Source organism: Thermoleptolyngbya sp. PKUAC-SCTB121 (genome assembly GCF_016919485.1).
GTDB classification, from domain to species: Bacteria; Cyanobacteriota; Cyanobacteriia; order Elainellales; family Elainellaceae; genus Thermoleptolyngbya; species Thermoleptolyngbya sichuanensis.
Window position 1 is genome coordinate 4370053 of the sequence record NZ_CP070366.1, and the last position, 14257, is coordinate 4384309.

Genomic DNA, 14257 nt, shown 5'->3' on the forward strand with positions numbered 1-14257 from the left:
TAACGTGGTGTGAGTTGCGAATTCATGGGGAGTCTTTTGCTTTCACTGGTGAAGGCTGCTGCGCGTCGGAAGAAAAATCGGTTTGTCCAGCAAACCAAGAATGTCGCAGCAGTTCAAGAGAAGTTTTTACTGGACTTATTGCGCTGCTATCAAAACACGGAACTAGGGCAGCACTTGGGGTTGGCAAGTATCAAAAGCGTAGAGCAGTTTCGACAGCAGGTACCGATTTCGCCCTACGCGGTTTATGAACCCTACGCTCAGCGCGTTGCCCAGGGCATTCCCAACGTCCTGACCCCCGACCCGGTGGTGTACATCAACATGACCAGCGGCACTACGGGACGGCAAAAGCTGATTCCGGCGACGAAGCGATCTCGCCGAATGCTCTCGAAGGCAAACCAGGTCAGCACTGGCTTTATGGTAGCCGCAGCGGAAGAACGCGGGCTACCGCTGGGCAAAATGCTGATGACCAGTTCGGCGCGGATATTCGGCACCACCGAAGGCGGTATTCCCTACGGCCCCATCAGTGCAGGCACCGTGATTCATAGCGGCTGGCTGTACAAGCAGATTTTTGCCCATCCCTATGAAACGCTGTTCATCGGCGACAGCACAGCACGGCATTATGTCTGTCTGTTATTTGCGCTGCGGGATGCCAACCTGTCGCTGCTGGGGGCGACGTTCCCGGTGACGGCGCTGCAACTGTGCGACTATCTGGAGTGCTACGGCGCAGAGTTGGTTGAAGATTTGGATCAAGGGGCGATCGCCCCCTGGCTAGATCTAGAACCGCATCTCCGTGCCAAACTAGAACGCCAGCTCAAGCCCGCCCCCAAACGCGCTGCCCAACTGCGAGCCATCCTCAAAACCCACGGCACGCTCACGCCCAAACTTGCCTGGCCCAGGCTTTCCCTGATTGTCACTGCACGCGGCGGCACCTCCAGCTTCTACCTGGAGCGCTTCCCCCACTACTTCGGCAATACGCCCGTCTTTGGCGGCATCTATTCCTCCGCCGAAGCCACCTACGGCGTGTATCACGACATCGACCGCGATGGCACCGTCCTGGCTATCGAAAGCGGCTTTTTTGAATTTCTCCCCGAAGATCAGTGGGACTTGGAAAATCCTCAAACCCTACTGCCCCATGAGGTGCTGCTGGGCAAGCGCTATCGCATCGTCGTCACCAATTACAACGGGCTATACCGCTACGACAATGGCGATGTTGTAGAAATTCTCGGCTTCTACAACCAGGCTCCAATCGTCATCTTTCGCCATCGGTTGGGCGGGCTGCTGTCTTCCACGACCGAAAAAACAACCGAGTTTCACGCGATCCAGGTGATACAAGCCCTCCAGCACGAATTCGACCTGTCGCTGGCAAACTTCTGCATCACGCTATCCAAGCATGAAGTGCCACCCCACTATCTGGTCAACGTAGAACTGGCACCGGGGCAGACCCTCGCCGATCCAGAGCGATTCTTGCAGCGGTTCGACGAAATCTTAAAAGAGGTGCATCTGTCCTATGCCAAAAAGCGGGCAGATGTAGTGCCGCCGCCGCGCTTGCGGATCTTGGCACCGGGCAGCTTTGAAACGCTGCGTCAGCGCTTGCTCCAGCGGGGGATTCCCGAAGCCCATCTCAAGTTTCCCCACATCACCGAAGACCGCCAATATTTGGCAGGATTAACTGTAGAGCGCGAAATCCGCATGGCGGAAGAACGGGTTGGACTTAGAGGATAGCTACGGAGTCAGTCACAAAGGAAATATTAACCAGCACTATGGGAAACACGCTAACGGAAGTCGTCAAATTTATCGAGAGCAAGGTTCCGGAGTATTCGATCGTCGGCGAGTCGGTGTTCTTTAGCAAAGAGCAGTTTCCCTGGGCCGAGCGCCTGGAGGCAAACTGGCAGGTGATCCGCAAAGAACTGGATCAGGTGATGGAATATGCTGACGCACTGCCCAACTTTCAGGACATTTCGCCCCGGCAGCACCGCATCGCCAACGACGACCGCTGGAAGACCTTTTTCTTTTGGGCGTTTGGCTTTCGTTCGGAGCCAAACTGCAAGCGCTGCCCAGAAACCGTGAAGCTGCTGGAAACTATTCCAGGGCTAAAGGTCGCCTTCTTTTCGATCCTCGCGCCAGGGAAGCACATCCCGCTGCACCGGGGCAAGCATAAGGGACTGATCCGATATCACCTGGCGCTGAAGGTGCCCGAACCCCGCGAGAACTGCCGCATTGAAATCAATGGGCAAACCGCCTATTGGGAAGAAGGCAAGAGTCTGATTTTCGATGACACCTACTATCACCAGGTGTGGAACGACACGGATGACTATCGCGTGGTGCTGTTTCTCGACATTGCCCGCCCGCTACGTTTCCCGATGTCTCTGGTGAATTGGACGGTGAACAGTATTCTCGGCTATACGCCCGTTATTCAGGTGGCGCGGGGCAACCATCAGACCTGGGAGAAGCAGTTTGAGGAGATGTTGAAGTAAAAGAGAAGAGGGAAGAACGAAGAGGGAAAAGGGAAGAGGGTGGGATGATGGGGGGAGGGGAATCGACGACCCCGGTGTTCTAATACTCCCAATTTCTGATGAACCGACTTGCAAACGCCCAAAGCCTGTATCTGCGGAAGCACGCGGAGAATCCGATTGACTGGTGGCCGTGGTGCGACGAGGCGATCGCCTTGGCGCGGCGGGAGAGTTTGCCGATTTTTTTGTCGATTGGCTACTCAAGTTGTCACTGGTGTACGGTGATGGAGGGCGAGGCGTTTTCTAACCTGGAAATTGCCGACTATATAAATGCCCACTACGTTGCCATCAAGGTCGATCGGGAAGAGCGGCCAGACGTAGACAGCATCTACATGCAGGCGCTGCAAATGATGACCGGGGCGGGCGGCTGGCCGCTGAATGTGTTTCTCGATCCAGAAACGCTGCTGCCGTTTTATGGTGGGACTTATTTTCCAGTGAATCCGCGCTATGGGCGGCCGGGCTTTTTGCGGGTGTTGCAGGAGTTGAAGCGGATCTATGAGAGCGATCGCCCCCGTCTGCAATCCGTTCAGGCAGAGATTCAGGCGCGATTTCAGCAGACGGCAGCCCTGTCAGCGGTGGAGTCGCTGGACGATGTGCTGTTGCAAAAGGGCTTGCAATACTGCGCGGGCATCCTGTCGGCCAGAGACATGGGCCCCAGTTTTCCGATGATTCCCTACGCAGAGGCGGCGCTGCGGGGCATCCGGTTTGCCGACTCGGAACTGCTGGACGATGCAACCGTCCGCTATGATGCGCGGGAACAGTGCCGCCAGCGGGGGCTAGATCTGGCGCTGGGGGGCATTTTTGACCATGTGGCGGGTGGTTTTCATCGCTACACTGTAGACCCGACCTGGACTGTGCCCCACTTTGAAAAGATGCTCTACGACAATGGGCAAATTGTGGAGTATCTGGCGAACCTGTGGGCGGCGGGAATGCAGGAACCGGCCTTTGAACGGGCGATCGCCCTCACGGTGCAGTGGCTCCAGCGGGAAATGACCGCACCGGAGGGCTACTTCTACGCCGCGCAGGATGCCGATAGCTTTGTGAACGCAGACGATGGCGAACCGGAGGAGGGCGCGTTTTATGTGTGGCGCTATGCCGACCTGGAAACGCATCTCTCCGAACCTGCGCTGCAAGCCCTGACGGAACACTTCACGATCACGCCAGCGGGCAACTTTGAAGGGAAAATCGTGCTTCAGCGGCGGCAGCCGGGAAATCTACCCAATTCGGTCGAGGAATCCCTGGCGGCGCTGTTTGCGGTTCGCTACGGCAGCGCTCCGGGCGTTGCCCCCTTTCCGCCCGCCCGCAACAACAACGAAGCCAGAACCCACGCCTGGCCGGGCCGCATTCCCGCCGTCACCGACACCAAAATGATCGTCGCCTGGAATAGCCTGATGATTTCCGGGCTGGCCCGGGCGGCAGCGGTGCTTCAGCGAGAAGACTACTTTCACCTGGCCAACCGTGCTGCAGACTTTATCTGGCAGCATCAAATTGTCGGCGATCGCCTGCATCGGCTGAATTATGACGGCGCAGTGAGCGTGCTGGCCCAGTCCGAAGACTATGCCCTGCTGATCAAAGCGCTGCTGGATCTGGATCAGGCGGCGTTGGCACTAGCCTCGCGGAGCGATATCGCCCTTGCGCCCATTGCCTCCGGCGACCTGCCCCTCCATTTCCTCGATCGCGCCCTGACGCTGCAAGCCGAATTTGACGCATACCTGGGCAGCGACGAAGGCGGCTATTACAACACCGATGCCCGTGCGGATCTGATCCTCCGCGAACGCAGCTACGATGACAGCGCCGTGCCCGCGGCCAATGGCGTGGCGATCGCCAACCTGATCCGCTTGTTTCTCCGTGCCGGACGGCTGGACTATCTGGACAAAGCCCAGCACGCGCTCCAGAGTTTCGGCAGCGTCATGGAAAAAACGCCGCAGATCTGCCCCAGCCTGTTCATCGCGCTGGACTGGCTGCAAACCTATACGCTGGTCAAAACATCGGGCGATCGCCTCCCGTTCCTGCTGAGCCAGTACCATCCCACAACCATGTTCGCCGCAGAATCAAGCCTCCCCGCCGAGTCCATCGGCCTCGTTTGCCAGGGACTTAGCTGCAATGAGCCAGCCCGCAGTGTGGCCCAACTGCTGGAGCAGCTTTGGCAAAGTGAAAAACGGGGAGGGGAAAAGAGGGAAAAATGAAGAACGAAGAGAGAAGAGAGAAGAGAGAAGAGAGAAGAACATTTTCATTTTTCGTTCTTCATTCTTCGTTCTTCTCTCTTCCTTTTACCTCACTTCCCAGGGCTTCCAGCAATCGCTGATTCTCCGCCTTTGTCCGCACGGCAACGCGAAAGAAGCGATCGCCCAGTTCGGGAAAGCTGGTGCAGTGGCGAATCAAAATCTGGTGGTGCTGGAGCAGGTGGGCTTGCAAGTCAGTGGCAGAGATATCGGTTTGCACTAGAAGATAGTTGGCGGCACTAGGGAGGGGATGCAGACCCGGCAGAGCCGCGAGTCCGTCGAAAAGCTGCTGACGGGCAGGGGGCAGCCAACTCCAGGTGCGCTGCTGAAAGACTGTGTCGGTCAGGGCGGCGATCGCCGCTACAGAGGCCAGAGAATTCACACTCCAGGGATCGCGCCACTGCTGCCAACGCTGCAATCGGTCGGGATGGGCGATCGCATAGCCCAGGCGCAGCCCCGGCAGGCTATAAAACTTCGTGAGCGATCGCACGATCACTAAATTTGGATATTGCTCTACCCACGCCAGCAGGCTGGTTTGGGACTGTGCTTCCGGCGGCAAGAAGTCCATAAAAGCTTCGTCCAGCACCACCAGCGGCGACTCGTCCAGCAGCGCCCGGATAATTTCGCGGGATAGCAGGGTTCCGGTGGGGTTGTGGGGGCTGTTGAGCAGCCAGCCGGATTGAGGGTGGGGGCTTAGAGGCGTGGGGATGGCTTGCTCTAAGGCTCCATCCATCGTCAGGCGATCTACCGTCAGGCGATCTACCGTCAGGCGATCCACCGCTAGAGGGATTTTCTCCACGTTGGCCCCAAAGGCCCGCAGGGCGCGGAGATAGTCGCCAAAGGCAGGTGTAAGCAGCCGCACGGTGTCCAATGTGGCAAGATCGCGGGCGGCCCAGGTGAGCAGTTCGGCGGCTCCGTTTCCGGGCAAGATCCAGTCGGGGGAAAGATGGTGGAACGCGGCGATCGCCCGTCGCAGATCCGCATAGCTGGGGTCAGGATAGTGGCGCAGATCGCCCAGGTGAGCCTGGATCGCGGCGATCGCCGACGGGGGCGGCCCCAGCGGATTGATACTGGCCGAAAAGTCCAAAATTAAATGGGGAGAACAACCCGCCAGAGCCGCAGCCCAGGCAATGTTCCCCCCATGTGCAGGTTGGGCAGCCCCAGCGTGTTGAGAATCTGAGCGCTGCGAGTTGGATGGTGGCAGGTTGAGGTCTTGCCAGTCTTGCAACGAATTTTGCACGAGGCCGCTTGCTATTTTGCCACCAGGTCTTTGAACAGTTTGCCCGCCGAAAAGGCAGGCACTTTGGTCGCAGGAATTTTCATCGCCTCTCCCGTTTTGGGGTTGCGGCCTTCCCGCTCCTTGCGCTCACGGGGTTCAAAAGACCCAAACCCCACCAGCGTCACCTTCTCACCCTTCGACACCGCTTCCATGATCGAATCAATCGCGGCAGACAGCACTGCGTCGGCCTGTTTCTTCGTCACGTTTGCCTTTTCGGCTACGGCATCAACCAATTCACCTTTATTCATGAGAATCTCCTTCGATTAGATTATCCAGGATTCAAAATCTCTCAAATCTCGCAGATGCAGCTAGAGCAGTTGCAATCTGAACAACTCTCATCTGGAGATCGAGCAGCTAGACGTAGATAGACTTCATCGGCTTCAGGAAAAATCGCTGAAACCCTTGTCATCTCGAATTTTCAATGCCCTATTCTAAGGGCAACTCAGGGGTTCTGGATCGTTGAAACCTTTAATTTATGTGGATTTGAAGGATTTTTTTTTGGGTTTTTCATCCCGCAAATCGCTCGAAAGGCAGTCAAACTAATCCTGGAGGCGGGTTAGGGAACCGATGCACCCCCTCCAAACAAGCTGAAAACTCGGTATTCACCGCTAGCGTCTCCCCCGCTCCAAAATCTGCTGGACATCGCGGCTGGGCACGTAGCGATAGCCAAAGGTGGAGGTATCTGAGTCGTCGATAATCTGCGGCGTAAGCATCACGATCACTTCCTGCCGCTGATTCGTCCGCTGAGTCCGGCGGAACAGCGCACCCAAAATGGGGATATCGCCCAAGATGGGGACTTTCGTCACTTCAGCGCGATCGCTGTCTTGAATAATCCCCGACAAGATTAAGGTCTGCCCATCTCGCACCCGCACCAAGCCAGAAGACAGTCGCCGAATGGCCAGCAGCGTCACTCGCAGCACAGAATCCTGAATCTCGAAGGTTTCCACACGAGAAGGAGACGAAATCGTTGGACCAACCGAAAGGGTCACAAAGCCGTTGTCGTCAATCCCCTCTACACGCACGTTCAAAATCAGACCCGCAGGAGTAGTTTCTACCGTAATAGTCTGAGTGCGCTGGTTGCCCGTTCCCTCTGTCTCAATCTCAAAGTTCGTCACCACATCTTCCGTCAGTTGAACCTGCGCCTCTTGACCTTCTTGAACCACTAGCGTTGGATCGGTCAAAATCTTGGCATTGCCGCTGGTAACTGCAAAGCGCAGCTGGGCCAAGAAGTTTCGCGTGAAGTTAAACGCATTAGTGGGTTGGCCTACAATCAGTCCCCCCAACCCACCAATTTCAGTGACCGGACTCAAAATGCTTCCCGGTGTTCTGCCAGTATTCGGCCCACCAGAGCCAAAGTTGATAACCACTTGCCCACCGTCTTGAATGACGCGAGTATCATCGATACCAAAGGAGAAGCTGGTTCCAGCCCGATCGATTCCTAGCAGGTTCACGTCAATCACGCGGACATTAATCGCAACCTGGCGTTGACGAACATCAAGCTGGGAGAGTTGGGCCGTCGCAATCTCGATTTGCCGGGGCGTGCCCACCAGGGTAATGGAGCGCGTCCGCTCGTCGCCAATCACCTGTAGCCCGCGTAGCAGCGGCGTTGCGTCTCGATAATCTACCCGCTGCACTTCAATGCGATCTTCCTCGGTTGTTTGCACCTGAGTAGGCCCAGCAGCGGCCCCAGCGCCGATGTCGCTACCCTGCACGGGAACTGCCAGGGCGGTGACCACCTGACGACGACGGCTGACAGCGGTTTCTGCGCCCAAGCCCACCAGGAAATTCAGCGCAGCGCCGACGCTGGCCTGGTTGAGCCGGAGGGTTCGCGACACAACAGAGCGAGCGGAGTTGGGCAGGCGTGTGCCAACGAAGATGGTTCGTCCAACTAAATTGGCATCCAGCCCGCTAATTCGCAGCACGTAGTTAAACACGTTCTGCACGGGTTCGTTTTCGATGTCTAGCGAAATGCGAGCATCGGCGGCAGCAGAGGTCTCTTGGGCCGACTGGGCATCTACTCCTTCAGTTTGGGATGGTCGATCCAAATATGCTACGTTTAGCCCCGCAGCACGACCCAGCAGCGACAGCACATCCCGTACGGGCGCATCCCGCAGCACCAGGCGCGGCACGATCTCTGAAGTGCCCAGATCGATAACCGTGGGCGAAACATCGGTCGTAGCGACGGCAATATCCCCCACGGGTGGAGCCACTGCACGCGGCAGCAGCGGCGGCACCTGCCCTGGGAATGCGCCGGACGGGCTGACCGGGGTGCCATTGATTGAAACCTGCGGGTTGGGTACGAGTACCTGAGATGGCGGAATGGCGGGGTTAGACGGGAAGGTGCTTCCGCCGGGGAGTGTTGGTGGAGGAACTTGGGCAGAGGGGAAACTGGGCTGGCTAGGCAGGCTGCCGACACCTGTGCCGTCAGCAGTTAGGCTAAATACAATGGCGGTGCCGTCTTGCCGCACCTGGTTGGCTGGGGGAGCCGCCGTACCCATGACCGCGACGCGCACGCTGTTGGGATCGAGTTGCGTCACCATGACGGAGCTAATGCCAGGGGCGGGGTTGTTTTGCAAATAGCCATTGCCTTCGGGGAGACGCAGTTGAGCATTGGTGATATCGGCAACGAGGGTGTTGCCGCGATTGACGGCAAAGACTTGGGGGCGATCGCCATTTCGCGTTTGCAGCACCAACTCCATCCCAACGGCGGTTTGAAATACCTGTACACCCGTAATTTGGGTTGCAGCGGCTTGGGCTGGCTGGCTTGCCATCAGCACCACTGCACCACTCGTCACCAATCCAGCCAATCCAAGATGCGGTTTCACAGGTCACTCCTCCTTAACAAGCAGGCGAATTCTAAAGGATTAAGTCTTTGAGACAACAAAAGCAGGCATCAGCAGGGGGTAGTCCAGCAAACGCTACTGCGGGGGCGCGTTTGGGTCGGCAGCAGGCGCATTTGGATCAGCAGGCGGCGCAGGCGGGGCAGGCGGCTGGATCGGGGCGGGCATGAGCGCCTGCACCTGGAAACTGGTTCTCAGCCGAGGCTCCGTATCCTGATTCGGCAGCGGCCGTCCCTGCTGATTGAGCCGCAGCGTGGGCGGGTCAGTTGGGGTAGAGCTGAAGTTCCGCAGCACAAGCAGCGGCTGCAAGCGCTCAATGTTACGAATCACCGACTGCGCCTGAGCAAAGCTGCCCTCCATCTCCACGTTGTAGAGACGCTGGCGCAGCTTGTTGTTGACTGCAACGCCCAGAGAACCATCGGTCACCAGATCGCTGGGCTGACCGTCCGGCCCAGCCGGGGGTGGCACTAGCTCAAACTTTGACAGGGTGGCTCGACGATCGGGATCGGTAATGCGGGCATTTGCCGCCTGTACCCGCTCGTTCACGTCAATCAGCAGCGTATCCAGCCCTTCTTCATCAGCAAACAGCGCCAGCACATCAGCCCGGAGTTGCTCTGCCTCGGCTAGCTTGGCGCGGGCTTCTTCAATTTGCTGCTGCGCCTGCCCCTGGTTCACCAACTGCTGTTCTTTGGCGGCGATGTCTGCCCGCAGGGCTGCATTCTCTTCCCACTTGGGCAGCACAGCGTTAAACAGCAAGTAGCCAGCGCCCAGTAGCCCCGCTAGCGCCAGCAAAATCCCATTCACGCGGGGCGTGAGCCGCATCCCAAAGACAACGGGATAGCTCGGCTCTTCTAAAGCGCCGTACTCTTCTCCAGGAATGTAATCTCCACCCACGGTCATGGCGTTACAACCCCCAATTTGCGAAGCTGATCAATCCGAGCGGGCAAGCCCACCGATAGCGTGTTTTCCATATCTTGGAGCAGTTCAGAAGAAGGACGGGGCGTGAGTCCAGCGGTGATTTTGTACTGAACGACCTTAGGTAGCTGTACTTCCAATCCGTCAGGGCGATCGCCCTCACCCACAAACTCTGTCTGAATCGGGCTATCCACGAGCCGCGCATCCACTAGCCTCACCTCGCGGCTGTCCAAGAACGGCGACTGCTGAAGCAGCAGCATAAAGTCATTGGCTTCAGCAAAGGTGCGGGCGTTCCCCGAAATTTCCAATCGAGAAGGCGGCACCTCTGGGGGCGGCGGGGCGGGCTGGCTGGGGTCAGCGGGTGGGGGCGGCGGCGGAACAGCCTCCGGAGCCAACTGTGTCACGTTGGTCAACTGCACGCCCGCCGGAACCCGGCTGCGAATATCTTGCAAAATTGCCGACCAGGGGATAATCCGGTCAAAGACCTGAGCCAACGCTTGGTTCTCGGCATTCAGTTGTGCAACCTGAGCTTCGACATTCTGCACCTCCTGCATCGCCTGTTGCAGCGTTGCAAGCTGACTATCCAATTCTGCCTGTCGAGCCGTCAGCGAGGCCGTCTGGCTTTGCAAAAAGAGCCAGAACCCGCCCACCAACGCCGGAAGCAGCACCCCGATCGCCGCCCCCACATACATCGGACGCGGATCGTCCTGCACAACGGCCCTGCGGGCAGCAACCCCACCCCCATCCGTCGGGCGCTCTATGCGGTCATTGAGAAAATTGACATCCAGACTATACATCTCACCACGCCTCCCGTAAGCCCAAGCCCAACACCACTCCTAGTCCCGGACGCTGCAACTCAGGAATTTCCTGATCGACCTCCAGCGACAGCGCCGAAATCGGATCGACCTGGCTGGCGGGCAGGCTGAGCCGCTGCGAGAAAAACTCGTCAAGCTGCCCAATTGCCCCGCCCGGCCCCGCCAGCAGCAGTTGAGCCACTTCCAGGTTGTCGCCTTGATTCAGATAAAAGTCGATGGAGCGGCGCAACTCGTCCGCCAGTTCGCCCAACACGCGCAGCATCGCCGCCGTGCCAGGATTGGTTCCGGGTGCCTTGGGAGTGCCCATGCTGTCCATCGGCGCGATTGGCACCGTCATCCCCTGGAGCAATTCCGTGTTGCGCGAGGGGGGCAGGTTCATGGCGCGGCTCAGGGCAGATTGGATTTGGTAAGTGCCGATGGGAACCGTGCGGGAAAATTGGGGAACGCCATCCACCACAATGGAGATTTCAGTATTTTCAAATTCAATATCGACAATGGCCGCCGCCTCTTGGGGCGTGAACTGGCGCAACTGCTCTCGGATTGTGCGAATTAGCGCAAAGCTGCTGATTTCCAAAACATCTACGTCTAGCCCCGCCTGCTGAAACGTTGTCAAGTACGAGTCGGTCACTTCCTTGCGGGTGGCCACCAGCAGCACCTGCACCTTTTCGATGCCGTCTTCGTCTACAAAAAAGCCGAGCTTTTGATAGTCCACATCTGCTTCCTCACGGGGGAAGGGCAGGTATAGCCCAGCTTCCTGGTTCAGCACCATTTCGCGTAGTTCCCGGTCATCTAGCTCAGCGGGAACCGGAATGATGCGGGTTACGGTGTCTCGGCCACCCGGAATCGCGGTTGCGGCGTTTTTGACCTTGAGCTTGCTCTCACTCAGCACGGACTGAATGATTTCAGACATCGCGGCAGTGTCCAGGATTTGCCCTTCCTGGTAGATCCCCTCTGGCACCTCGGCCGAGGCCAGCGTGGTGAGCTGAAAGCCTTGCCCCTTTCGTTTCAGCCGGGCGACGTTGACACGCTCAGGGGTCAATTCAATGCCGACACCCTTTGTTTTTTTTGAAAATAATCCCTTGACGTTGCTAAACACAGTTTTAGGAATGAGGGTGGAGAGGGTCAGTATGGAAAGTGCCTGCAAACTTAGACCGTATCAAACTGCAAAACTGTGTCCGAAAACGAACACAACCCGGACTATTAACTGAGACTAAGTTTGGAGATCCTGAACACACATGCTACCCAATTTAATTCAGAATCATGCAGCCGAACACAAGAATATAGGCCTTCAAGCTAAAAAACCGCAAAGATCGCCGATCAAGCCAGAGAAATGGGTCTAAATACTCTAAGCACATCTCTCCTACAGCTTGCCCTCCATCGTTCAAACAGCAACGACCCACACAAACCGACACCCTGAATTGTCGAATCGGCTAACCTAAACCGACCTGCTGAACGAAATTTTTGAACCAAGCTGGCGATCGCCCGACAAAGGACACCAACCCGCCTCCCAAATCAACAGAGGAGAAATCTCCTGATGTAGCTACACTTAGCCAGCAATGGTACACGCAATTTAGAAAAATGGCACAGTTTATCTACAATTTGTGGAAAACTTGCGGAAACCCCAGGCTATATTTTGAGCAAAGGGTTAGGAAAAAACTGCCAGAACGCTTTCAGAGGGCTGTTTCTTGGGGTTCTTTGCGCGATTTTTGCTGGGTTGGCAGGGGCGGCGGGGTAGATTCGGTATGCGGCGACGGGCGCCTTTGGCGCTCGCGCTCCCGCTCGCTCACCCTGCGATGGGCGATCGCCCAGGAACTTTGCTACGGTAGCGCAATCTACGATAGGGTGAGCAATGCAGCAATCGAAACCTGCTCTAAACCACTGCCCTGAATGACCATGTACCTACGACACCCCTGGCGAAAACCCTGGAAATCTTTGAGCCTGATGACCCTGTTTGGACTGGTTTTGACCTGGGTCATTAGCTGTAGCCCCGGCGCACCGCCAACCGCGCGATCGCCCGAAGTCGAGTTTTGGACCATGCAGCTCCAGCCGCAGTTCACCGACTACTTCAATGAATTGATTGCCCGGTTTGAGCAAGAAAACCCCGGCGTTAAGGTCAAGTGGGTAGACGTGCCCTGGGGCGACATGCAGAGCAAAATTCTAACGGCCGTTTCCGCAGGCACTGCACCCGACGTGGTTAACCTCAACCCCGACTTTGCAGCCCAGCTAGCCGGACGCAACGCCTGGATGGCGCTCGATGACCAGGTGCCCGCCGAAGCCCGTCAGCAATATCTGCCCAAGATTTGGCAGGCGAACACGCTCGATGGCAAAACCTTTGGGCTGCCCTGGTATCTCACCACCAGCATCGCCATTTACAACCGGGATTTGCTCAATCAGGCCGGCGTGCAGCAGCCTCCGGCAAACTTTGCAGAACTGGCCCAGGTGGCTCGCCAAGTCAGAGAGCGCACAGGCAAGTACGCCACTTTTGTTACCTTTGTACCGACTGATTCAGCAGAAGTTCTGCAATCGCTGATTCAGATGGGCGTGTCGCTGATAGACGACAGCGGCAAGGCGGCGTTCAATACGCCCGAAGGACGCGCCGCCTTCCAGTATTGGGTGGACTTATATAAGGAAGGTCTGCTGCCCCAAGAAGTGCTAACCCAGGGACACCGCCGCGCCATTGAGCTATATCAGGCTGGGGAAATCGCCATCTTAAACTCCGGCCCGCAGTTTTTGAAGACTGTGGAAACCAATGCACCGGCGATCGCCCAAGTCTCCGCTGTTGCGCCCCAAATCACCGGAGACACAGGCAAAACCAACGTCGCTGTGATGAACCTCGTCGTTCCCCGCAGCACCGATGTCCCCGAAGCTGCCGTCAAGTTTGCCCTATTTGTCACCAATCCCGAAAACCAGCTTGCCTTTGCCAAAGCTGCGAACGTGCTGCCCTCTACGACGACCTCGCTGACCGATCCCTACTTCAGCACTGCCGCTGAAACGCCCGCCTCTACGCTCGACACCGCCCGCGCCGTCAGTGCCCGCCAGATGCAGTCTGCCGAAGTGCTGCTGCCCCGCATGGAGGATATCAAGGAACTGCAAAAGATTATCTACGACCAGCTTCAAGCCGCCATGCTGGGCGAAAAATCGGTCGATCAGGCCGTCAGCGATGCGGCCGCGACCTGGGATGCACGGTCATAAGGGGTGGCGATCCAGGAATAAACTGCGGGCAATGGGCACTCAGGAATGGTCGAAGTTCTTAACATTTCGCAATCAAAACCTCGCCCAAACCCTAGCAATCTGCGTCAGTTCATCGCAAAATAGAAATCAAAGATGAGAGCCTTTCACAAAACTTATAGAGGAGGATATCGACATGGACTGGCGTGTTCTGATTGTGTTGTTGCCCGTGATTCTTGCTGGTAGCTGGGCGGTTTACAACATTGGCCAAGCTGCCCTCCGCCAAGTCAAAGCGTTCATGGCCAGCAAGTAAGCTTTGGCAAGTGAGCTTCAGACATAGGTTTCTGCTAGGAACCCATCTACACTTCGCTCTAAGCTTTGCTCAATTCTTTGAATCACCCATTACTTTGAATCACCCATCAGAAGAGGTGGCTGCAAATTCTGAGGCAGTTGCCTCTTTTGTTTGTTTTTTCGCCTCTTTTGTGTATCGTCTAGCTTGAATCGCTAA

11 protein-coding genes are annotated in these 14257 nt (G+C 57.0%); 5 read left to right on the forward strand and 6 right to left on the reverse strand.

Going from position 1 to position 14257, the window contains the following annotated elements; translation table 11 throughout:
- The first annotated feature begins 24 nt into the window (after positions 1-24).
- The 3 genes from JTM80_RS17925 (at position 25) to JTM80_RS17935 (ending at position 4696) form a co-directional block, all read left to right on the forward strand.
- The gene (locus JTM80_RS17925) at positions 25-1722 is read left to right on the forward strand and encodes a GH3 auxin-responsive promoter family protein (RefSeq protein WP_205369990.1); all 1698 of its coding nucleotides are present in this window, start codon (positions 25-27) and stop codon (positions 1720-1722) included.
- Positions 1723-1760: 38 nt separating this feature from the next.
- The gene (locus tag JTM80_RS17930) at positions 1761-2474 is read left to right on the forward strand and encodes an aspartyl/asparaginyl beta-hydroxylase domain-containing protein (protein ID WP_172355212.1); all 714 of its coding nucleotides are present in this window, start codon (positions 1761-1763) and stop codon (positions 2472-2474) included.
- Between the two features lie 95 nt (positions 2475-2569).
- Positions 2570-4696 (forward strand): thioredoxin domain-containing protein, encoded by a 2127-nt coding sequence (locus tag JTM80_RS17935; protein WP_172358879.1) that lies wholly within the window; start codon positions 2570-2572, stop codon positions 4694-4696.
- A gap of 58 nt (positions 4697-4754) precedes the next feature.
- Here the strand turns inward: JTM80_RS17935 and cobD are convergent, their stop codons facing one another.
- The 6 genes from cobD to pilM form a co-directional block, all read right to left on the reverse strand.
- Positions 4755-5936 (reverse strand): threonine-phosphate decarboxylase CobD, encoded by a 1182-nt coding sequence (gene cobD / locus JTM80_RS17940; protein ID WP_172358878.1) that lies wholly within the window; start codon positions 5934-5936, stop codon positions 4755-4757.
- Between the two features lie 47 nt (positions 5937-5983).
- Positions 5984-6259, reverse strand: a complete 276-nt coding sequence (locus JTM80_RS17945; RefSeq protein WP_068509653.1) for an HU family DNA-binding protein — start codon at positions 6257-6259, stop codon at positions 5984-5986.
- A 360-nt stretch (positions 6260-6619) separates the two neighbouring features.
- Positions 6620-8836, reverse strand: coding sequence for an AMIN domain-containing protein (locus tag JTM80_RS17950; RefSeq protein ID WP_228721742.1), 2217 nt, complete (start codon positions 8834-8836; stop codon positions 6620-6622).
- 93 nt (positions 8837-8929) lie between these two features.
- A complete protein-coding gene (locus JTM80_RS17955) occupies positions 8930-9751 on the reverse strand; it encodes a pilus assembly protein PilO (RefSeq protein ID WP_172355210.1) in 822 nt (273 codons plus the stop codon).
- Positions 9748-10563, reverse strand: a complete 816-nt coding sequence (locus tag JTM80_RS17960) for a PilN domain-containing protein (RefSeq protein WP_172355208.1) — start codon at positions 10561-10563, stop codon at positions 9748-9750. Before JTM80_RS17960 ends, JTM80_RS17955 begins: the two co-directional genes overlap by 4 nt.
- 1 nt (position 10564) lies before the next feature.
- A complete protein-coding gene (gene pilM / locus JTM80_RS17965; RefSeq protein WP_390820242.1) occupies positions 10565-11620 on the reverse strand; it encodes a type IV pilus assembly protein PilM in 1056 nt (351 codons plus the stop codon).
- Between the two features lie 902 nt (positions 11621-12522).
- Between pilM and JTM80_RS17970 the strand changes: the two genes are divergently transcribed.
- Entirely contained in the window at positions 12523-13773 is a 1251-nt protein-coding gene (locus JTM80_RS17970; RefSeq protein WP_225906674.1) for a sugar ABC transporter substrate-binding protein, read from the forward strand.
- Positions 13774-13945: 172 nt separating this feature from the next.
- On the forward strand, positions 13946-14062 hold the full coding sequence (locus JTM80_RS17975; protein ID WP_172355203.1) for a photosystem II protein Y: 117 nt from the start codon (positions 13946-13948) through the stop codon (positions 14060-14062).
- Positions 14063-14257: the final 195 nt, after the last annotated feature.